The organism is Arsenicicoccus sp. UBA7492 (genome assembly GCF_002479615.1).
GTDB lineage: Bacteria > Actinomycetota > Actinomycetes > Actinomycetales > Dermatophilaceae > Arsenicicoccus > Arsenicicoccus bolidensis.
The window spans coordinates 75479-95323 of sequence record NZ_DLOE01000025.1; the positions used below are offsets into that span (position 1 = coordinate 75479).

The following is a 19845-nucleotide window of genomic DNA, read 5'->3' on the forward strand; positions in this document are numbered from 1 at the left end:
CCCCTATCCTCCCACGCTCAGTGCGGGGCGTCGGGCGCTGCCGCGGGGATGGGACGCCGCAGCCGCTCGCGGATGTCGATGAGCGCCTTGGCGTGCTCCTGCAGGGCGAGGTCCTCGGGGCGCTGGGGGTTCCACGAGCGGACGTGCTGCTTGTGGCCGTCCTCGTCGAGGGCCACGAGCACCATGGTGCAGTGGGTCGTCGTGCGCATCTCGCCGGTGCGCGGGTTGCCGGAGCGCACGTGCACGGACACGTGCATGCTGGAGTGGCCGGTGTAGATGAGGCGGGCCTCCACCTCGACCACGGCCCCGATGAGCAGGGGGCGGTAGAAACGGACGCCGCCGGCGTAGACCGCGATCACGCTGCCGCGGTGCCAGCGCTCGGCCACCAGCGTCGCCGCCTCGTCGATCCACCGCATGACGATGCCGCCGTGGACCTTGCCGCCCCAGTTGACGTCGGTCGGCGCCGCCATGAAGCGCAAGGTCTCGCGGCAGGCGTCCGTGTCCTCGGTGTAGCGCTGACGCTCCATGTCGGCCTCGATGGCCCGGCGACCCTCGATGCGGCTCTGCGCGAGGGCCTGCTGCTCCCGCTCCCAGTCGTCCTCGGGCACGAACTCCGGCACCGCCGCCGGTCGCCCGTCCTCACCCATCGAGACGAAGACCAGCAGGCACTGGGTGTTGATCGTGAGCGTCCCGTCGCGCGGGTCGCCGGACGAGACGGTCGCCACGATGTGCATCGACGAGCGCCCGGTGTGGACCACGCGGGACTGCACCTCCACCAGGTCGCCGACCTCGACGGGGCGGGTGAAGTGGATGTTGCCGACATACGCCGTCACGCAGTAGGTGCCGGACCACCCTGCGGCACAGGCATATCCGGACTTGTCGATCCACTCCAGCATGCGGCCGCCGCCCACCCGGTCGCGGACGTTGCCGTCGGTCGGTGCCGCCATGAAGCGGAGGGTCACGCTGCGCTGGGTGCCGGGCATGGCCCCAGGCTAGTGACCCGCACGCACAACGAGGTATCGGCCCAGGTCGATGTGGCGGCTGGCGCCGTTGTGCGTGTGAGCTCGTTCGATGCGGGTGGATAGCCTGGCGACCATGTCCCGAGTGCTGTGCGTCGATGTCGGCTCGACCTTCACCAAGGCGGTGGTCGTCGAGACGGGGACGGGCGAGCTGCTGGCACGGGCCGAGACGCCGACCACCGTCGGGACGGACGTGCTGGACGGCTACCGCACGGTCCGCGACCTCGCTGAGGCGCAGCTGCCGGACGGTTCAGGGGAGATCGACGACGTGCTCCTGTGCTCCAGCGCGGGCGGGGGGCTGCGGCTGGCGGTGGTGGGATACGAGCGGACGGTCACGGCCGAGGCGGGGCACCGGGTCGGGCTGTCCGCGGGGGCCAAGGTCGTGCACGTCAGCGCGGGGGAGCTCGACGCACAGGGCATACGTGACCTGCGGGATGCCCGCCCCGACGTGGTCCTCCTGGTCGGCGGGACCGACGGGGGCAACGCAGAGGTGCTGCGGCACAACGCGACTCGCCTGGCGCGGGCGCGCGTGACCATGCCGATCGTGGTGGCCGGCAACGCCGAGGCCCGCGACGAGGTGGTCGCCATCCTGCGAGAGCGCGGTCGGCGGGTGGTCGCCACCGACAACGTCGTCCCGCGCATCGGCGTCATCGCGCCTGAGGGTGCGCGCGCCGCCATACGCGAGGTGTTCCTCGATCACGTGATCGGCGGCAAGGGCCTGTCGAGAGGGCCGACGTTCGCCGCCCTGGTGCGTGCCGCGACCCCCGACGCCGTGCTCAGCGGGGTCGAGGTGCTCTCGGCGCTGCACGACGGGGACGTGCTGGTCGTGGACGTGGGTGGGGCGACGACCGACGTCTACTCCGTCATCGAGCCGCAGGGCGAGGACGCGACGCTGCGCAAGCACGTGGTCGGCCCGATGTGGGCGATGCGCACGGTCGAGGGGGACCTCGGGATGCGGTGGAACGCCCCCACCATCGTCGACGCGGCCCCCGCGGAGGGCCTCGCGGTGAGCGAGGGACTGCGCGCGTATGCCGAGAGGGTGCACGCCGACACCGGGCACCTGCCGGCCGACGCAGACGAGCGCGGGCACGACGCGGAGCTGGCCCGGCTGGCGGCGACGATCGCGGTGCGGCGCCACGCACGACCGGACCGCCCCACCGGTGACGTCGCCCTGGTCCTCGGGTCGGGCGGGGCGCTGAGGCACGGCGGCGGTGCGGGGGAGCGGGGCAGCGTCGCGGACGCCGTCCTCGGGGCGGTCACCGGCGACTGGGCCGGCGGGTGGCGGGTGCCCGACCACGCGCGGACGGCCGTCGACCGGGACTACCTGCTGTGCGCCGTCGGCCTCCTGGCCGGCGTGGACGAGGCGGCGGCGCGCCGCGTGGCCGCACGCCTGCTGGGGTAGGCGCTCAGGCGACGTAGGGCTTGGCGTCCTTGATCTTGACCGTGATGGTCTTGCCGTTGGGGGCCTCGTAGGAAGCCTGGTCGCCCTTCTTCTTGCCGTTGATGGCGGCACCGAGGGGGGACTTCTCGGAGTAGACCTCGAGGTCCTCGTCGCCGGCCATCTCGCGGCTGCCGAGGAGGAACTTCAGGTCGTCGCCGAACAGGTCGACCGTGACGACCATGCCGGGCTCGACGATGCCGTCGTCGGGCGGGGTGTTGCCGACCTTGGCGGTCTCCAGCAGCTGCTTGAGCTGGCGGATGCGGGCCTCCATCTTGCCCTGCTCCTCCTTGGCCGCGTGGTAGCCACCGTTCTCCTTGAGGTCGCCCTCGTCACGGGCGGCCTCGATGCGCTTGGCGATGTCGGTGCGGCCGGGGCCCGACAGCTGCTCGAGCTCACCCTTGAGGCGGTCGTAGGCCTCCTGGGTCAGGAAGCTCTGCTGAGCGGTCGTCTCGGTCACGATGATTCTCCTGGTCGGTATAAGTTCGGGTCCGGACCGCAGCGACGAGGCTCGAAAGAGCCGCGCGTCAGGTCCAGACCCGGCACGAGTAAGCCTCCATTGTACCAACTGGTCCCCGCGGTGGTGCTCGCCGGGGGCTAGACGCGCGTGCAGAGCTTGACGGTGCCGGTCACGGCCCGCGAGGTCGTGCGCAGGCTGGTCTTGGTGCGCGTGGTGTCCTGGCGGTCGTCCGCCGGCACCCGCACGTGGGTCGTGCCCACCGGAGCGAAACGCACGTCCAGGGCCTCCACCTCGCAGGACACGGTCCAGCCGCGGGGCCGGGTCACCTCGAAGTCCACCATCACCGACCGGTCGTCGGCGACGCGGTAGTTGATGACCCGGTGGGTGACCACGTCCGTGGCGTTCTGGACGCCGATCCAGGCGAGGAGCGCGATCGCCGGGACGAGGATGGCTGCCGCGATCCACCACCACCGACGCGTGCCGAGCCGGGGGACGACGGGCTGCTCGAGCTCCTCGTCGTAGTCCCGCTCGTCCACGTCCGGGTAGGCGTCGTCAGGCACGTCGGCTCCTGCAGGTGGTTCGGGGCACAATGGGGTTCGCCCACCACCGTAGTCCCGCCGGAAGGACCCCTCGTGACCGACACCGCCCGTGGCCCGCTGCGGCTCATGTGCGTGCACGCCCACCCCGACGACGAGTCCAGCAAGGGTGCGGCCACCATGGCCCGCTACCGCGCGGAGGGGCACGAGGTCCTCGTCGTCACCTGCACCGGCGGCGAGCGGGGGGACGTGCTCAACGAGAAGCTCAAGGACGACCCGCACATCCAGCGCAACCTGCCCGAGGTGCGCCGCCAGGAGATGGCCAAGGCGCGCGAGATCCTCGACGTGGGCCAGGTGTGGCTGGGCTTCGTCGACTCCGGTCTGCCCGAGGGCGACCCGCTGCCCCCGTTGCCGGACGGGTGCTTCGCGCTCGAGCCGCTGGACGTCACGACCGAGGCGCTGGTCCGCGTCGTCCGGGAGTTCCGCCCGCACGTGATGACCACGTATGACGAGAAGGGCGGCTACCCGCACCCCGACCACGTCATGACCCACGTGGTGGCGATGGCGGCGTTCGAGGCGGCGGGCGACCCTGACCGCTACCCGCACGCCGGCGAGCCGTGGCAACCGCTCAAGATCTACTACAACCAGACCTTCTCCAAGGCGCGCATCACGTCCTTCCACGAGGCCATGCTGGCCGGCGGGCACAAGAGCCCCTACGACGACTGGCTCAAGGGCTGGCGCGACCGCCCCGAGCGGACCGTCACCACCAAGATCCACTGCGCGGAGTACTTCCCCGTCCGCGATGCCGCCCTCATGGCCCACGCCACGCAGGTGGACCCGGACGGCACGTGGTTCCAGGTGCCCCTCGCGATCCAGGAGCAGTCCTGGCCCTACGACGACTTCGAGGCGGCGCTGTCCTACGTGCCGATCGAGGCGGGCGAGGACGACCTGTTCGCCGGCCTCGGCACGCCCGAGGAGGCCGACGCGTTGGGTCGGCGGACGGACCTGTCCATCGCCTACGACGGCCGCGTGGCCCTCGAGGCGGAGCACGAGCGCGAGCGCGAGGAGCGAGCCTGATGAACCCCGGTGGCGGCGGCAACGACCTCTACAACCAGATCGGCCCCGGCTTCGCGGCCTTCGTGGTCGTGTTCCTGCTGGCGCTCGCGATCTGGCTGCTCGTGCGGAGCATGAACGGCCACCTGCGCCGGGTGCGCTACCGCGAGGCCGCGGAGCAGCAGGCGCAGCGTGAGCGCAACGAGCGCAGTGAGAACAGCGGGAGCCGCGAGCTCAGTGAGTTCAGTGAGCTCAATGAGCTCAATGAGCCCCGTGAGCAGGACGGGCGGCGTCCGCAGACAGGGTCCGGACGACAGGAGTAGCCTCGGCACGGTTCGTGCCGCGCAGCACGTCGCCGAGCCCGCTGTCCGCCGAGTCACCGGTGAAGGAGGTCCCCCGTGCGCAGCTCAGTCGGCAACCCGCTGTACTCCGCCTACGAGCGTCGGCTGCTCAGCCAGCTCCCCACCGAGGGCCTGCCGCGTCACGTCGGCGTCATGCTGGACGGCAACCGGCGGTGGGCGCGGGCCAAGGGCGCTGACACGGCCGAGGGCCATCAGGCCGGGGCGGACCGGATCGAGCACCTGCTGGAGTGGTGCGACGAGGTGGGTATCGAGTTCGTCACGCTGTGGCTGCTGTCCACCGACAACCTCAACCGCCCCGAGGCCGAGCTCGCGCCGCTGCTGCGCATCATCGAGGGCGCCGTCGCCTCGCTCGCCGAGCAGCAGCGGTGGCGCATCCGCCTGGTCGGGGCGCTGGACCTGCTGCCGGCCGAGACCGCCGCGCCGCTGCGGTGCGCCGAGCAGGCCACGGCCGAGCTCGACGGCCTCGTCTGCAACATCGCCGTCGGCTACGGCGGACGCCGCGAGATCGCCGACGCCGTCAAGGACCTCCTGCGGGCCGAGGCCGACAAGGGCCGCTCGCTGAAGCAGATCATCGAGACGCTCGACGTGGACCAGATCGCCGACCACCTCTACACCAAGGGCCAGCCCGACCCGGACCTCGTGATCCGCACCTCGGGGGAGCAGCGGATCGGTGGCTTCCTGCTGTGGCAGTCCATCCACAGCGAGTTCTACTTCTGCGAGGCCTACTGGCCGGACTTCCGGCGGGTCGACTTCCTGCGGGCCCTGCGGTCGTATGCCGACCGCGAACGGCGTTACGGCTCCTGAGGTCTCGCGCGCGCGGCCGCCGGCATCGCCGGGCGCACCCCTGCCCCGAGCGGTCCGTCGTCCGCGACGCCAGGGGTCCGCGCGGGTGAACTTCGGCTGAACCCCGACGCGTCGCGGCGGGATATCCCGCGCGACCACCACCGGGCGCACGTAGCGTGGCGGCATCCGGCGCATCCAGCGCACGGATGGGAAGGCCTTGACGTTGAGGGAGCCACACGAGCTCCGGACGGGGGCCGGACCCGGCGCCCCGGCGCCAGGGTCGGCCTCCGGACCGAGAGCGAGCGCGACGGCACCGTCGCGCGTGGGAGTCAGCGTGACGCAGACCAGCCATGACGAGTCGTCGGTGGACCAGCGGGGCGAGGGCGCTCCGGACGTCCCGCACGCCGAGGCCGTCGGGGACGCCGGCGCCGGACAGGGCGCGGTGGCCGAGGGGTGCCGCACCTACGTGATCGACACCTCCGTGCTCCTGTCCGACCCCCGGGCGATGCTGCGGTTCGCCGAGCACGAGGTGGTGCTCCCGGTCGTGGTCGTGACCGAGCTCGAGGCCAAGCGGCACCACCCGGAGCTCGGCTACTTCGCCCGCCAGGCGCTGCGGCTGCTCGACGACCTGCGGGTCAAGGAGGGCCGCCTGGACCACGCGGTGGCGGTCGGTGACGACGGCGGCACCCTGCGCGTCGAGCTCAACCACACCGACCCGCGCGTCCTGCCCGACGGGTTCCGTCTGGGCGACAACGACACCCGGATCCTGGCGGTGGCCAAGCACCTGTCGGACTCCGGTCGGCACGTGACGATCGTCAGCAAGGACCTGCCGATGCGGGTCAAGGCGTCCGCGGTCGGCCTGGACGCCGAGGAGTACCGCCACGAGTGGAAGGTCGACTCGGGCTGGACCGGCATCGTCGAGCTGGAGGTCGCGCCGGAGCAGCTGGACGCGCTCTACGAGAACGGCCGCGCCGAGATGCCCGAGGCCAAGGACCTGCCCGTGCACACCGGCCTGATGCTGTCCTCGGCCCGGGGCAGCGGTCTCGGCCGGGTCGGCGCCGACGGCGCGGTGCGCCAGGTGCGCGGCGACCGGGACGCGTTCGGGCTGCACGGCCGCTCCGCGGAGCAGCGGATCGCCCTGGACCTGCTGATGGACCCGGACGTCGGCATCATCTCGCTCGGCGGTCGCGCGGGCACCGGCAAGAGCGCGCTGGCGCTGTGCGCCGGGCTCGAGGCCGTCATGGAGCGCCGTCAGCACCGCAAGGTCATCGTCTTCCGCCCGCTCTACGCCGTCGGTGGCCAGGAGCTCGGCTACCTCCCCGGCACCGAGAACGAGAAGATGGGGCCCTGGGCGCAGGCGGTCTTCGACACCCTGGGGGCCGTCGTCTCCACCGAGGTCGTCGAGGAGGTCATCGACCGTGGCCTGCTCGAGGTGCTGCCGCTCACGCACATCCGCGGACGGTCGCTGCACGACGCGTTCGTCATCGTCGACGAGGCCCAGTCGCTCGAGCGCAACGTGCTGCTCACGGTCCTGTCCCGCATCGGCCAGAACTCCCGCGTCGTCCTCACCCACGACGTGGCGCAGCGCGACAACCTGCGGGTCGGTCGGCACGACGGCGTCGCGGCGGTCATCGAGACCCTCAAGGGGCACCCCCTCTTTGCCCACGTCACGCTCACCCGCAGCGAGCGCAGCCCGATCGCGGCCCTCGTCACCGACCTGCTGGAGGGCCTCGAGATCTGACAACCGTGCGGGGACGGGGCGCCACGGGGCAGGGGTGTTCCGCTCAAGGGAACCCCGCACTGAGGCGTGCCTAACCTCGGGCGTAGCGTGGCCCGCATGAGGCCCACCGACACCCTGCAGTCCGTCCCCACGAGACGACCGGTGCGGCTGACCCTGGTCGACCTGCCGCTCGTGGCGCGACGACGCCTCGCGGAGCTGGGCCTGCGCGCCGGCGCCACCGTCGAGGTCGTCCACCGCACGGCGGGCGGCGGTCGCGTCGTGGCGGTGGCCGGCTCGCGGATCGCGCTCGACCGGGCCACGGCGCACGGCATACAGGTCCTCGTGGTCGAGGAGGCTCCGGTCGTATGACGCAGGCCCCGCCCCTCCCGGCCGCGCCCGGTGCCGGCGCGGCCGCCGCCGGCTCCACCACGGTCGCCCACATCACCGCGAGCAGCGTCCCGAGCTGCCACAGCGACGCAGGGGGCCCGGCCGCGGCCCCGGGCACGCCCGTCGTCGCGCTCGCGGGCTCGCCCAACGTCGGCAAGTCGACGTTGTTCAACGCGCTCACCGGCGCCCGTCGCCAGATGGGCAACTGGCCCGGGACGTCCGTCGAGGTCGGGCGCGGCGCCTGGCGGATGGGGCACGCCGCCGCGGGGGGCGGCACCGGGGGCGGGGACGAGCCCGCCGGCCCGGTCGCCGAGGTCGACCTCGTCGACCTGCCCGGCGCCTACAGCCTCGACCCCGCCTCGCCGGACGAGGAGCTCACCCGGGCGTTGCTGATCGACAAGCCTCCCGCCGAGCGCCCCGACGTGGTGGTCGTCGCGGCCGACGCGGCGCACCTGGCGCGCAGCCTCTATCTCGTGGCCCAGGTGCGCGAGCACGCCCTGAGGGTCGTGGTGGCCCTCACCATGGGCGACGTCGCCGAGCGCCGCGGGATCCACGTCGACGCCGACCGCCTTGCGGCGGCCCTGGGCGTGCCGGTCGTGGAGGTCGACCCGCGTCGGCGCACGGGGCTGGACCCTCTCGCGGAGGTCGTCGTCCAGACCCTGGCCCGGCCCGTGCCGGCGACCCGTCCTGGCGCCGCTTCCGGCATACGGCCTCGGCACCCCGACGACTCCGACGACTCCGACGACTCCGAGCTGATGCTCGCCGACGACCGGTTCGCGTGGGTCGAGGCCGCCGTGGAGGCTGCGGCCAGCCACAGCGGCGAGGTGAGGGTCGGGTGGACCGACCGCGTCGACGGGATCGTGACGCACCGCGTCTGGGGACCGCTGGTCTTCCTGGCCGCCATGTGGGTCGTCTTCCAGCTCACGACGACCGTCGCCGCACCGATGCAGGACTGGCTCGACGGCCTGTTCACCGGCCCGATCAGCGACGGCGCCGGCTGGCTGCTCGAACGGATCGGTCTGGGGGACAGCCCGGTTCGCGGCTTCGTCGTCGACGGTCTCATCGCCGGCGTCGGGATGCTCCTGACCTTCGTGCCGCTCATGGCGCTGATGTTCGCGCTGCTGTCGCTGCTCGAGGACTCGGGCTACATGGCGCGGGCCGCCGTCGTCACGGACCGGTTGATGCGGGCGATCGGCCTGCCGGGGCGGGCCTTCCTGCCGCTCGTGGTGGGGTTCGGGTGCAACGTGCCCGCCATCGCCGCCACCCGCACGCTGCCCAACGCGCACCACCGCACCATGACCGCACTGCTCGTGCCGCTCACCTCGTGCACGGCGCGACTCACCGTCTACGTCCTGCTGGCCACGACCTTCTTCCCGCAGCAGGCAGGCACCGTCGTCTTCGCGATGTACCTCCTGTCGATCGTCCTCGTCGTCCTGCTCGGCCTCGCGCTGCGCTCGACCGTGTGGCGGCGCGTGGGGGACGAGCCGCTGATCCTCGACCTCCCGCCCTACCAGCTGCCGCAGCTGCGGCTCATGACCTCGCAGACCTGGGTGCGGCTGCGCGGCTTCCTGCAGACCGCCGGCGGCATCATCGTCGCCACCGTGGTCGCGATCTGGCTGCTGCAGGCCACCCCGATGCCGGGCAAGGGGTCGTTCGGCGAGGTGGAGGCGTCGGACTCCGTCTACGCCGCCGGCGCCTCCGCGGTCGCCCCCGTCTTCGCGCCCGCGGGCTATGGCGAGTGGCGGACGTCGTCGGCGCTGGTCGTCGGCTTCGTCGCCAAGGAGGCCGTGATCTCCTCCTGGGCCCAGACCTATGCCGTGTCCGAGCCGGACAGCGAGCGGGAGCCGGGTCGGCTGGGCGACGTCATCCGGGAGGACTTCGAACGCTCGTCCGGCGGTCACGGCACCGCGGCGGCTCTGGCGTTCATGGTGTTCCTGCTGGCCTACACCCCCTGCGTCGCCACCCTCGCCGCGCAGAAGCGCGAGATCGGCTGGCGCTGGACGGTGTTCGGGATCGCGGTGCAGATGACGATGGCCTGGACGCTGTCGGTGCTCGTGTTCCAGGTCGGGCGGCTGGTCGTATGACGGTCCCGGGCTCCACCTCGCCCGCCGCAAGCCCGACCGTCTCGTCGGGCGGGCCGTTGCGGCAGGTGCTGGCGGCTTTCGCGTCGGGGGCGTCGTCCCTGGACGCGATCTCGCGCGCGACGGGGCTGTCGCGCGCGTCCGTCGACGCCGCCGTCGACCACCTCGTGCGGATGGGCCGCATCGAGGCGCGCGAGCTTGCGACGGGGTGCCCAGACGGCGGCTGCGGGTCGTGCGCCTCCGGCTCGTCCGACGGGGACGCCGGCTGCGGTGCGGACGGCCCGTCGCGGCGCCGATCCGGCCCGGTCCTCGTCCAGCTGACCCTGCGCCGCCGCTAGCCCCTCGCTGGCGCGGGGACCGGGAGGAGTCGAGGTGGTGGGGCGGTGGACGGGCGGGCCTGGCGGGAGCCGCGAGGGACGAGCGGCGGATGGAAGGCCGCCGCCCCGCCACCTCGGCTCCTGGGGCCGGCAGCGGGCGAGGTGTCAGAGCTTGCGCAGGAGCACGCGGCGCACCGAGTGGTCCTCGCCCTTGGTGAGCACGAGGCTCGCGCGCCCACGTGTGGTCACGACGTTGTCCTCGAGGTTGGGGCCGTTGATCTCCTCCCAGATCCGCAGTGCCGTGGCCCGCGCCTCGGCGTCCGACAGGTCGGCATACCGCCGGAAGTAGGACGCCGGGTCGGCGAAGGCCGTCTGCCGCAGCTTGAGGAAGCGGTCGACGTACCACTTCTTGATGTGGTCCATCCGTGCGTCGACGTAGACGGAGAAGTCGAAGAAGTCCGAGACGGCGAGGCCGAGGCGCCCGTCGCGGCGGGGCTGGGGGGCCTGCAGGACGTTGAGCCCTTCGACGATGAGCACGTCGGGCTGCTCCACGACGACCTGCTCGCCCGGGACGATGTCGTAGACGAGGTGGGAGTAGACGGGGGCCTGCACGGACGGCGCCCCGGCCTTGACGGCGGCCACGAACTTCAACAGCGCCCGCCGGTCGTAGGACTCCGGGAATCCCTTGCGGTGCATGAGGCCTCGCTCGGCGAGCACCGAGTTGGGATAGAGGAAGCCGTCGGTGGTGATCAGCTCGACCTTGGGGGTGGACGGCCACCGGCGGAGCAGGTCGCGCAGCAGGCGGGCGGTCGTGGACTTGCCGACCGCGACCGACCCGGCGACGCCGATCACGAACGGCGTCGGCGGGGGCGTCGACTCCATCAGGAAGCTGCTGGTGACGCGGTGCAGCTGGGAGGTGGCGTCGACGTAGAAGGAGAGCAGGCGCGACAGGGGGAGGTAGACCTCCTCGACCTCCTGCAGGTCCAGCGGCACGCCGGTGCCCTGGATGCGGGCGAGGTCGGCGGCGTCGAGCGAGAGGGGGTGCCGATCCCGCAACCGGGCCCACGCGGCCCGGTCCATCTCGACGTACGGGGTCGAGACCGGCGCGACGGCAGCGTTGGACGACACCCCGACATTGTGGCCCATGAGCAGGTATGACGCCCCGCCGCCTCGCGCACGTGGGGGTTTCTCGCGTGGTGAGGGCCTCCGGCCGGTTATCGTGTGCCGCATGTGTGGAATCGTGGGATACGTCGGCCCCCAGGTGGATGACAAGGCTCAGCAGGTCGTCCTCGAGGGGCTGGCCCGGCTCGAGTACCGCGGCTACGACTCGGCGGGCATCGCGCTGGTCGGGCCCGACGGGGTCTCGTCGGCCAAGAAGGCCGGCAAGCTCGTCAACCTCACGACCGAGCTGGAGGCGCACCCCCTCGGGGCCGCCAGCACCGGCATCGGCCACACCCGGTGGGCGACGCACGGTGGACCCACCGACCAGAACGCCCACCCGCACCGCGGTGGCGACGACCGCAAGATCGCGGTGGTCCACAACGGCATCATCGAGAACTTCCACGCGCTCAAGACCCAGCTGCTCGCCGAGGGTGCGGAGTTCCTGTCCGAGACCGACACCGAGGTCGCGGCCCAGCTGCTGGCCAAGGCCTACGACGGTGACCTGACGGCCGCCATGCTCGACGTGGTCAACCGCCTCGAGGGCGCGTTCACGCTGCTCGCCGTGCACGCGGACCACCCCGGCACGGTCGTCGCGGCCCGCCGCAACAGCCCGCTGGTCATCGGCCTCGGCGAGGGCGAGAACTTCCTCGGGTCCGACGTCGCCGCGTTCATCGGCTACACCAAGTCGGCCATGGAGGTCGACCAGGACCAGCTGGTCGTCATCACGCCCGAGGACGTGCAGGTCATGGGCTTCGACGGCACGCCGGCCCAGGGCAAGAGGTTCGAGGTCACCTGGGACGCCGAGGCGGCCGAGAAGGGCGGGCACTCGTCCTTCATGGAGAAGGAGATCCTCGAGCAGCCCAAGGCCATCGCCGACACCCTGCTCGGGCGCACCGACGAGGACGGCAAGCTCGTGCTCGACGAGATGAACATCGACCCCGAGCGCCTCACGGCCATCGACAAGATCATCATCGTGGCCTGCGGCACCGCGTTCTACTCCGGGCTGTCCGCCAAGTACGCCATCGAGCACTGGACCCGCATCCAGACCGAGGTCGAGCTGGCCCACGAGTTCCGCTACCGCGACCCGGTCGTGGACGAGCGCACCCTCGTCGTCTCGATGTCCCAGTCGGGCGAGACGATGGACACCCTCATGGCGGTCAAGCACGCCAAGGACCTCGGCGCGCTCACGGTCTCCATCTGCAACACCTACGGCGCGACCATCCCGCGCGAGTCCGACGCCGCGCTCTACACCCACGCCGGCCCCGAGATCGCCGTCGCGTCCACCAAGGCCTTCACCGCCCAGATCGCGGCCTGCTACCTGCTCGGCCTCTACCTCGCGCAGCTCCGCGGCGGCACGTATGCCGAGGACGCGCAGGCCGTCATGCGCGAGCTCGCCGAGATCCCGCAGCACGTCGACACGGTGCTGGGCTCCATGGACCGCGTCCGCGAGATCGCGCGCTTCATGTCCGACACCCGCTCGGTGCTCTTCCTGGGACGCCACGTCGGCTACCCGATCGCGCTCGAGGGCGCGCTCAAGCTCAAGGAGATCGCCTACATCCACGCCGAGGGCTTTGCGGCCGGCGAGCTCAAGCACGGCCCGATCGCCCTGATCGAGCCCGGCCAGCCGGTGTTCATCGTCATGCCCGCGCAGGACAGCCCCTACGACCTGCACGCCAAGGTCGTCTCCAACATCCAGGAGATCCGCGCCCGCGGTGCCCGCACCCTGGTCATCACGGAGGAGGGCGACGAGGCGGTCCGGCCGTTCGCCGACGAGGTCATCGAGGTGCCCCGCACCAGCGTCATGATGATGCCGCTGCTGTCGATCATCCCGCTGCAGGTCTTTGCCTGCGAGCTCGCCACCGCCAAGGGGCTGGACGTCGACCAGCCGCGCAACCTCGCCAAGTCCGTCACCGTCGAGTGACGGCGGGCGTCGGCATACGAGCAGGTCGTCCATGATCCTGGGCGTGGGGATCGACGTCGTCGACGTCGAGCGCTTCGCGCGCACCCTCGAGCGGGCTCCCGGCCTGCTCGAGCGGTTGTTCACGCCCGAGGAGCGCGGACTGCGCACCGAGTCGACCGCCGCCCGCTTCGCCGCCAAGGAGGCACTGGCCAAGGCGCTCGGATCGCCCGGCTCGCTCAGCTGGCAGGACGCGACGGTCGTGCGGGGCGAGCACGGCCGACCCTACTGGCAGGTACGCGGCAGCGTGCAGGACCGGATGGACGACCTGGGCGTGACTAGGCTGCACCTGTCCCTGTCCCACGACGCGGGCGTGGCCTCGGCGTTCGTCATCGCCGAGAGGTGACACACCCGGCCGGTCCCGCTCCGGCGATCGCAAGGAGGCCCGAGATGATCCACGCCTGGTCGGTCGACGACGTCCGTGCCGCGGAGGCGCGTGCCATGGCGCAGCTCCCCGACGGCGAGCTGATGCAGCGGGCCGCCACCGGTCTGGCCCAGGTCGTCGCCGCGCGCCTCCCGGACGACACCAGCACTCAGCCGCTCGTCGTCGCGCTCGTCGGCGGCGGCAACAACGGCGGGGACGCCCTGTGGGCCCTCGCGCACCTCGCGGACCTGGTGGGGGAGCCGCTCGACCTGGTCGCCGTGCTCACCACCGAGACGCCGCACGAGGAGGGCCTGCGCGCCGCGCGCCGGGCCAAGGTCGAGGTCCTCGACGCCACGGGCCAGGGGAGCAGGGGCAGACGCAAGGCCGAGCCCAAGGGCCGGGCCAAGGCGGTCGAGGCACTGGGCGTCGCCGACGTGGTCCTCGATGGCGTCCTCGGCATCGGCGGGCGGCCCGGGCTGCCCGACCTGGTCACCGAGCTGCTCGACGCCGTCGGTGACGACGCCCACGTCATCGCGGTGGACGTGCCCTCCGGCACCGACCCCATGGGCGAGCTGGTCGGCGGCACAGGGGTGTTCGCCGACGAGACGGTGACCTTCGGGTGCGCCAAGCCCGTCCACGTGCTCGGCACGGCCGGCCGTTGCGGCATGCTCACGGTGGTCGACATCGGCCTCGACCTCGACACGCTCCCCGCGGCGGAGCGGCTCGACCACGACGACGTGGCCGCGCTGTGGCCCACGCCGGGTCCCGAGGACGACAAGTACTCCCGCGGGGTGGTCGGCGTCGTGGCCGGCGGCGAGGTCTACACCGGCGCACCGCTGCTCAGCGTCACGGCCGCGGTCTGCGCGGGGGCGGGGATGGTGCGCTACGTCGGTCCGCCCGGTCCCACGCAGCTCGTCCGCGCCGAGGTCCCCGAGGCCGTGCACGGGCCCGGCCGCGTGCAGGCCTGGGTCGTCGGGCCCGGTCTCGACGCGCACCCGCACTCCTGGGACCAGCTGGGCCTCGCGCAGGTGGAGGCCGCCCGCCGAGCCCTCGACAGCGAGCTGCCCTGCCTCGTCGACGCCGGCGGGCTGGACCTGCTCGACGGCCCCCGCACCCAGGCCGGCGCCCGCATCCTGCTGACGCCGCACGCCGGCGAGCTGGCCCGCCTGCTCGCCCGTCTCGACCCCGACGCGTCCGAGCTCGACCGGGCCGGGGTCGTCGCCGAGCCGCTGCGCTGGGCCCGCCGCGCCGCCGAGCTGCTGCGAGCGACGGTGCTGCTCAAGGGATCCACCACGTATGTCGTCGCGCCCCCCGCCTCCGGCCTCGCCGTCCGGGCGCAGGCCGACGCCCCCGCGTGGGCGGGCACGGCGGGGTCGGGCGACGTCCTTGCGGGGCTCGCCGGCACCCTGCTCGCGTCCGGGCTGGACCCCGTCGACGCCGGGTCCCTCGCCGCGCTCGTGCACGGGGTCGCCGCCCACGACGCCAACCCAGGCGGCCCGGTCCGCGCGCTCGAGATCGCCCAGCAGGTGCCTGCCACCGTCGCGCGGCTCCTCGCCCGCGCCTCGGAGGTGGGGTGAGCGGTGACCGGGCAGAGCTTCGCCGGTGAGCTGCGGATCGACCTGGCGGCCATCAGCGACAACGTCCGCCGGCTCGACGAGCTCGCCGGGTCCGCCGGGGTCATGGCGGTGGTCAAGGCCGGTGGCTACGGCCACGGTCTCGTGCCGTCCGCCCTCGCGGCCCTGCGCGGCGGCGCGACCTGGCTGGGGGTCGCCCAGCTGTCCGAGGCGCTCGAGCTGCGCGCGGCCGGGCTGACCTGCCCCGTCCTGTCCTGGCTGCACGCGCCCGGGGCCGACTTCGCCGCCGCGGTGCGCGAGGACGTCGACCTCGCCGTGTCCGCGCCCTGGGGGCTCGAGGCCGTCGCCGAGGCGGCGCGCGCCGTCGGCCGCGCCGCCCGCGTCCACGTCAAGGTCGACACCGGCCTGGGGCGCAACGGGGTGCTGCACGGCCCCGCCCTGACCTCCCTGCTCGACCGCACCCGGGCCCTCGAGGCCGAGGGAAGCGTGCGGGTCGTCGGGATGATGCAGCACTTCGCGTATGCCGACGCGCCCGACCACCCCGAGGTGCGGGCCCAGGTCGCGCGGTTCGACGCGGCGGTGGCCGAGGCGGAGGCCGCCGGCTGCCGGCTCGAGGTGCGCCACCTCGCCAACTCCGCCGCCACGCTGACCAACCCGTCCCTCGCCTACGACCTCGTGCGCCCCGGGCTCGCGGTCTACGGCCTGTCGCCGGTGCCGTCGCTGGGCGACCACGAGCACGACGGCCTGACCCCCGCCATGACCTGGTCCGCCCCGCTGGCGCAGGTCAAGGACGTCCCCGCGGGCCAGGGCATCTCCTACGGCCACACCTATCGCACCGAGCGGGCCACGCGGGTCGGGATCGTGCCCGTGGGCTACGCCGACGGCGTGCCCCGGGCCGGCAGCGGCGTCGGTCCGCTGTGGGTGGCCGGCTCCCGGCATACGGTCGCCGGTCGGGTCTGCATGGACCAGCTGGTCGTCGACCTCGGTCCCGGCTCGGGCGCCCGCGAGGGCGACCCGTGCGTCCTCTTCGGCCCGGGGACCCAGGGCGAGCCCACCGCCCAGGACTGGGCCGAGGCGATCGGCACGATCTCCTACGAGCTCATCACCCGCGTCGGCGACCGCGTGCCGCGCCGGTATGTCGGAGGTGAGCCCGCGTGGCACCTGGCGTGACCCCCATGGGGCGGCTGACCGGGCTGGGCCTCGGCCTCGGCGCCGTCGCCGCCGGAGCCCTCGCGGGCGTGCTCTCGCGCGCGCACGCGACCGCCCCCGAGACGGACGAGACCTACGAGCACGTCCCGACCCACGAGACCGTCGTCGTCGCCGAGGACGGCACCGTGCTGCACGTCGAGGTGGACGAGCCGGACGAGCCGGACGAGCCGGCAGGCGACACGGCGATCGGGCGACCAAGCATCGTCATCTCGCACGGCTACACCCTGTCGACCAAGGCCTGGATCTTCGTGCGGCGCCGGCTGGTGGCGGCCGGCTATCGCGTGGTGCTGTGGGACCAGCGCGGCCACGGGCGGTCCGGCCCGGGGGCCCGCGACTCCTACCGCATCGAGACGCTCGGCCGGGACCTCAAGTCCGTCATCGACGCCACCTGCCCCGAGGGGACGTTCGCGCTCGTCGGGCACTCGATGGGCGGCATGACGCAGATGGGGCTGGCCCGGCTCTATCCGACCCTGGTCCGCGAGCGGTGCGTCGCGGTGGCGTTCGTCGCCACCAGCTCCGGCGGGGAGGGGGAGCTGCGGGTGCAGCTCGGCGACCTGCTCGGTCGCGCGGCCCAGCGCGTCGGTCCGTTCGCCCTCGCCCCGCTGACCGGCCGCCAGGAGGCCGTCGAGCAGGCCCGCCGCCTCGCGCGACAGGCCGAGGACTTCTTCACCTACCGCTACTCCTTCCACTCGCCCGTGCCGCCGAGCCTGCTGCGCTACGCCGCCGACATCATCATGTCGACGCCGATCGAGGTGATGCACGGCTTCCTGCGCACCCTGTCCGAGCACGACGAGCGCCAGGCGCTGGCGACCTTCGCGGGCATCGAGGCCCTGGTCATCAACGGTGCGGACGACCTGATGACCCCGCCGCGCCACAGCGAGGAGATCGTGCGGCTGCTGCCGGGCGCCGAGCACGTCGTGGTGACCGACGCGGGGCACCTGATCATGCTGGAGTACCCCGAGCTCGTCACCGACCAGATCCTCGAGATGCTGGACCGCGCCGAACGCCATGCCGACGGGACGCCACGGGGCCGGCGGCGCGAGGTCACCGACCTCGGGCACAGCCGCGCCACGCTCCGGCGCGAGCAGCAGGTCCGACGTCGTGAGCAGCAGGCCCGGCGCCGCGAGCAGGTGGCCCGCGCGACCGAGGAGGTCGGGCGCCAGGCGCGCAAGGTCCGGTCCGTCACCACACCCATCACCTCCGCCCGCTCCGGGAAGGACCGCCGTGAGTCCTGACGACGCCGTGCCGCACGCGATCTCGCTGCCCACCGCCGAGGCCACGCAGGACCTCGGCCGCAGGCTCGCCACGGTCCTGCACGCCGGCGACCTGCTCCTGCTGACCGGCGACCTGGGCGCGGGCAAGACCACCCTCACGCAGGGGCTGGCCGAGGGGCTCGGGGTGCGGGGGCCGATCACCTCCCCGACCTTCGTCATCGCGCGCGTGCACCCCTCCCTCGTCGGGGGTCCGCGGCTGGTGCACGTCGACGCCTACCGCCTCTTAGGGGCGCTGGACTTCGACGACCTCGACCTGGACGCCACCGTGGACGAGTCGGTCACGGTGGTCGAGTGGGGCCACGGGGTCGCTGAGCTGCTGTCCGAGGACTACCTCGAGCTGGAGCTCACCGGCGAGACCACCCGCACCGCCCGGCTCACCGGCCACGGCCGTCGGTGGACCGGTCCGGACGCCCTCGGGGCGGTCCGGGACCCAGTCTGAGCCGTATGACGACCCTCACCGCCCTCGGCCACGAGCGCTTCGTGTCCCTCACGACCTTTCGCCGCAACGGGGAGGGCGTGGCGACCCCCGTGTGGGTGGCCCGCGACGGCGACGCCCTCGTGGTCATCACCCCGGAGGGCACCGGCAAGCTGCGCCGCCTGCGCCGCGACGACCGGGTGACCCTGCGTCCGTGCGACCGGCGTGGTCGGGTGGCCCCGGACGCCCCCACCGTCGAGGCGCGCGCGACCGTCCACGACGACCCCTGGACCGTCCAGCGCGTCATGAGCACCATGACGGCGAAGTACGGCCTGGAGTTCAAGGTCTTCATGCTCGTCGAGCGAATCATCAGGCGCGGCAACCCGGCTCGGCTCGTCATCGAGATCCGTTGAGGTCAAGCGTGCTTGATGTAGCAGGCTGACACCATGCTCAGCCGCCTCGACTTTCCCCCGGTCGGCGACCACCGTCGGTTCGTCGTCGCCATCGGCGTGGACGCGATCGGCAGCGGCGTCTTCATGCCCATCACCGTCCTCTACTTCCTGCGCACCACGGACGTCCCGCTCGAGCAGGTCGGGCTCGCGCTGTCGGTCGCCGCCGCCGTCGCGCTGCCCGTGGTCCTGCTCGTCGGGCACCTGGTGGACCGCTTCGGCGCCAAACGGATCCTGCTGGCCGCCAACGCGATCCAGGCGGTGGGCTATCTCGCCTACCTGACCGTCGACGGCTACCTCGGGGTGCAGCTGGTGACCACGCTCGTCGCCACGGGGCAGGCGGCCTTCTGGGCGTCCTACTCCCCGATGGTCGCCGCCATCACCCGTCCCGGGGAGCGGGAGCTGTGGTACGGCTTCCTCGGCGCGTTGCGCAACGTCGGCTTCGCGATCGGGGGCCTGGTGGCGGGCGTCGCGATCTCCGTCGGCACCCCGGCCGCGTTCCGCGCGATGGTGGCGGCCGACGCGGCGTCATACCTGCTCGCGCTCGTCCTGCTCCTCGCCGTCCCGGCCCACGACCGGGGTCCCGGCGGTGCGCAGCCGGCCGGGGACGCCGATGCGCACGCGGCGGGCGAGCGGTCGGGCGCCTTGGCCGGGCTGTCGATCGTGCTGCGCGACAAGCCCTTCCACGCCCTCATCGTCGCCAACACCGGCTACGCGCTCGCGTGCCTGGCGCTCAACTACGCCATGCCCGTCTACGCCGTCGAGATCCTCGACCTGCCAGGCTGGGTGACCGGCGCGATCTTCACGCTCAACACCGTCATGGTCGGGTTCGGGCAGGGGCTGGCCGTGCGGTCCATGACCGGGCACCGTCGGCACCGGGTCGTCGCCGCCGGGAACCTCGCGTTCGCAGCGGGATTCGTGCTCATGGCTGCGGCCGGGATGCTGCCGGTCGCCGTCGCGGTGACCGGGGTGCTCGTGGCGGCCGCCGTCTACACCGTCGGGGAGCTGCTCGGCGGCCCGGTCCTCACGACCGTCGCGGTGGACAGCCGCCCCGAGCACCTGCGGGGGCGCTACCTCGCCGCCTACCAGCTGTCCTGGAACGTCGCGTCCATCATCGGGCCGGTGGGTTTCTCCTGGCTCCTCGCCCGGGGGCCGCTGCCGGTGTGGGTGGCGCTCACGGTGGTCGCGCTGGCCGGGGTGGCCCTCGCCCCGGTCCTCGGTCGCGCCCTGCCCGTGGCCGCGGCCCGGGTCACCAACGACGCCGGCTGACCGCGCCGGCGCGGCGA

The 19845-nt window shown here is 73.0% G+C and carries 20 protein-coding genes; 16 read left to right on the top strand and 4 right to left on the bottom strand.

The window, feature by feature from the left end; genetic code table 11:
* Positions 1-17 precede the first annotated feature (17 nt).
* On the bottom strand, positions 18-983 hold the full coding sequence (locus B4E97_RS07055) for an acyl-CoA thioesterase (RefSeq protein ID WP_286959194.1): 966 nt from the start codon (positions 981-983) through the stop codon (positions 18-20).
* A gap of 112 nt (positions 984-1095) precedes the next feature.
* Here B4E97_RS07055 and B4E97_RS07060 point away from each other — a divergent pair, with 112 nt between their 5' ends.
* Entirely contained in the window at positions 1096-2421 is a 1326-nt protein-coding gene (locus B4E97_RS07060; RefSeq protein ID WP_029211360.1) for a glutamate mutase L, read from the top strand.
* 4 nt (positions 2422-2425) lie between these two features.
* Here B4E97_RS07060 and greA read toward each other — a convergent pair whose 3' ends face one another.
* Both greA and B4E97_RS07070 read right to left on the bottom strand, forming a co-directional pair.
* Entirely contained in the window at positions 2426-2917 is a 492-nt protein-coding gene (gene greA, locus B4E97_RS07065) for a transcription elongation factor GreA (protein ID WP_029211361.1), read from the bottom strand.
* Between the two features lie 137 nt (positions 2918-3054).
* Positions 3055-3477 (bottom strand): DUF4307 domain-containing protein, encoded by a 423-nt coding sequence (locus tag B4E97_RS07070; RefSeq protein ID WP_019285499.1) that lies wholly within the window; start codon positions 3475-3477, stop codon positions 3055-3057.
* Between the two features lie 105 nt (positions 3478-3582).
* On the opposite strand from B4E97_RS07070, the gene mca reads away from it, so the two are divergent.
* From mca to B4E97_RS07105, 7 genes are all read left to right on the top strand, one after another.
* A complete protein-coding gene (gene mca / locus B4E97_RS07075) occupies positions 3583-4530 on the top strand; it encodes a mycothiol conjugate amidase Mca (RefSeq protein ID WP_037213412.1) in 948 nt (315 codons plus the stop codon).
* Positions 4530-4829, top strand: coding sequence for a hypothetical protein (locus tag B4E97_RS07080; RefSeq protein WP_286959195.1), 300 nt, complete (start codon positions 4530-4532; stop codon positions 4827-4829). The genes mca and B4E97_RS07080 overlap by 1 nt, the downstream gene beginning before the upstream one ends.
* A 75-nt stretch (positions 4830-4904) precedes the next feature.
* A complete protein-coding gene (locus B4E97_RS07085) occupies positions 4905-5672 on the top strand; it encodes an isoprenyl transferase (protein ID WP_019285502.1) in 768 nt (255 codons plus the stop codon).
* A gap of 484 nt (positions 5673-6156) precedes the next feature.
* Positions 6157-7392 carry a PhoH family protein gene (locus tag B4E97_RS07090; protein WP_240483965.1) on the top strand — a complete coding sequence of 412 codons (1236 nt, stop codon included), beginning with the start codon at positions 6157-6159 and terminating at the stop codon, positions 7390-7392.
* A gap of 96 nt (positions 7393-7488) precedes the next feature.
* Entirely contained in the window at positions 7489-7740 is a 252-nt protein-coding gene (locus B4E97_RS07095) for a FeoA family protein (protein ID WP_051274072.1), read from the top strand.
* Entirely contained in the window at positions 7737-9842 is a 2106-nt protein-coding gene (feoB, locus tag B4E97_RS07100; protein WP_286959197.1) for a ferrous iron transport protein B, read from the top strand. The genes B4E97_RS07095 and feoB overlap by 4 nt, the downstream gene beginning before the upstream one ends.
* Positions 9839-10177, top strand: coding sequence for a FeoC-like transcriptional regulator (locus B4E97_RS07105; RefSeq protein ID WP_019285506.1), 339 nt, complete (start codon positions 9839-9841; stop codon positions 10175-10177). The genes feoB and B4E97_RS07105 overlap by 4 nt, the downstream gene beginning before the upstream one ends.
* Before the next feature lie 144 nt (positions 10178-10321).
* On the opposite strand, the gene coaA is transcribed toward B4E97_RS07105, so the two are convergent.
* A complete protein-coding gene (gene coaA / locus B4E97_RS07110; RefSeq protein ID WP_029211368.1) occupies positions 10322-11302 on the bottom strand; it encodes a type I pantothenate kinase in 981 nt (326 codons plus the stop codon).
* A gap of 82 nt (positions 11303-11384) precedes the next feature.
* On the opposite strand from coaA, the gene glmS reads away from it, so the two are divergent.
* Genes glmS through B4E97_RS07150 form a run of 8 tightly spaced genes read left to right on the top strand, consistent with a single transcriptional unit; the run spans position 11385 to position 19828 of the window.
* Positions 11385-13238: a glutamine--fructose-6-phosphate transaminase (isomerizing) gene (gene glmS, locus B4E97_RS07115; RefSeq protein ID WP_286959198.1), complete on the top strand. Its 1854-nt coding sequence runs from the start codon at positions 11385-11387 to the stop codon at positions 13236-13238.
* A 31-nt stretch (positions 13239-13269) separates the two neighbouring features.
* Positions 13270-13620 carry a holo-ACP synthase gene (locus tag B4E97_RS07120; protein ID WP_286959199.1) on the top strand — a complete coding sequence of 117 codons (351 nt, stop codon included), beginning with the start codon at positions 13270-13272 and terminating at the stop codon, positions 13618-13620.
* Between the two features lie 44 nt (positions 13621-13664).
* The gene (locus B4E97_RS07125; protein WP_286959200.1) at positions 13665-15215 is read left to right on the top strand and encodes a bifunctional ADP-dependent NAD(P)H-hydrate dehydratase/NAD(P)H-hydrate epimerase; all 1551 of its coding nucleotides are present in this window, start codon (positions 13665-13667) and stop codon (positions 15213-15215) included.
* A gap of 3 nt (positions 15216-15218) precedes the next feature.
* Positions 15219-16382: an alanine racemase gene (gene alr / locus B4E97_RS07130; RefSeq protein WP_286959201.1), complete on the top strand. Its 1164-nt coding sequence runs from the start codon at positions 15219-15221 to the stop codon at positions 16380-16382.
* On the top strand, positions 16367-17656 hold the full coding sequence (locus B4E97_RS07135; protein WP_286957915.1) for an alpha/beta fold hydrolase: 1290 nt from the start codon (positions 16367-16369) through the stop codon (positions 17654-17656). The genes alr and B4E97_RS07135 overlap by 16 nt, the downstream gene beginning before the upstream one ends.
* Positions 17646-18134 carry a tRNA (adenosine(37)-N6)-threonylcarbamoyltransferase complex ATPase subunit type 1 TsaE gene (tsaE, locus tag B4E97_RS07140; protein WP_286959202.1) on the top strand — a complete coding sequence of 163 codons (489 nt, stop codon included), beginning with the start codon at positions 17646-17648 and terminating at the stop codon, positions 18132-18134. Before B4E97_RS07135 ends, tsaE begins: the two co-directional genes overlap by 11 nt.
* A 5-nt stretch (positions 18135-18139) precedes the next feature.
* Complete coding sequence (locus B4E97_RS07145; RefSeq protein ID WP_019285516.1) at positions 18140-18523, top strand: PPOX class F420-dependent oxidoreductase; 384 nt, start codon at positions 18140-18142, stop codon at positions 18521-18523.
* 33 nt (positions 18524-18556) lie between these two features.
* On the top strand, positions 18557-19828 hold the full coding sequence (locus tag B4E97_RS07150) for an MFS transporter (RefSeq protein WP_286959203.1): 1272 nt from the start codon (positions 18557-18559) through the stop codon (positions 19826-19828).
* Positions 19829-19845: the final 17 nt, after the last annotated feature.

Coding starts and splice junctions, on each gene's coding strand:
- B4E97_RS07055 (WP_286959194.1), bottom strand. CDS start 983: ATGCCCGGCACCCAGCGCAGCGTGACCCTCCGCTTCATGGCGGCACCG.
- B4E97_RS07060 (WP_029211360.1), top strand. CDS start 1,096: ATGTCCCGAGTGCTGTGCGTCGATGTCGGCTCGACCTTCACCAAGGCG.
- mca (WP_037213412.1), top strand. CDS start 3,583: ATGTGCGTGCACGCCCACCCCGACGACGAGTCCAGCAAGGGTGCGGCC.
- B4E97_RS07080 (WP_286959195.1), top strand. CDS start 4,530: ATGAACCCCGGTGGCGGCGGCAACGACCTCTACAACCAGATCGGCCCC.
- B4E97_RS07090 (WP_240483965.1), top strand. CDS start 6,157: ATGCTGCGGTTCGCCGAGCACGAGGTGGTGCTCCCGGTCGTGGTCGTG.
- B4E97_RS07095 (WP_051274072.1), top strand. CDS start 7,489: ATGAGGCCCACCGACACCCTGCAGTCCGTCCCCACGAGACGACCGGTG.
- feoB (WP_286959197.1), top strand. CDS start 7,737: ATGACGCAGGCCCCGCCCCTCCCGGCCGCGCCCGGTGCCGGCGCGGCC.
- B4E97_RS07105 (WP_019285506.1), top strand. CDS start 9,839: ATGACGGTCCCGGGCTCCACCTCGCCCGCCGCAAGCCCGACCGTCTCG.
- coaA (WP_029211368.1), bottom strand. CDS start 11,302: ATGGGCCACAATGTCGGGGTGTCGTCCAACGCTGCCGTCGCGCCGGTC.
- glmS (WP_286959198.1), top strand. CDS start 11,385: ATGTGTGGAATCGTGGGATACGTCGGCCCCCAGGTGGATGACAAGGCT.
- B4E97_RS07120 (WP_286959199.1), top strand. CDS start 13,270: ATGATCCTGGGCGTGGGGATCGACGTCGTCGACGTCGAGCGCTTCGCG.
- B4E97_RS07125 (WP_286959200.1), top strand. CDS start 13,665: ATGATCCACGCCTGGTCGGTCGACGACGTCCGTGCCGCGGAGGCGCGT.
- B4E97_RS07145 (WP_019285516.1), top strand. CDS start 18,140: ATGACGACCCTCACCGCCCTCGGCCACGAGCGCTTCGTGTCCCTCACG.
- B4E97_RS07150 (WP_286959203.1), top strand. CDS start 18,557: ATGCTCAGCCGCCTCGACTTTCCCCCGGTCGGCGACCACCGTCGGTTC.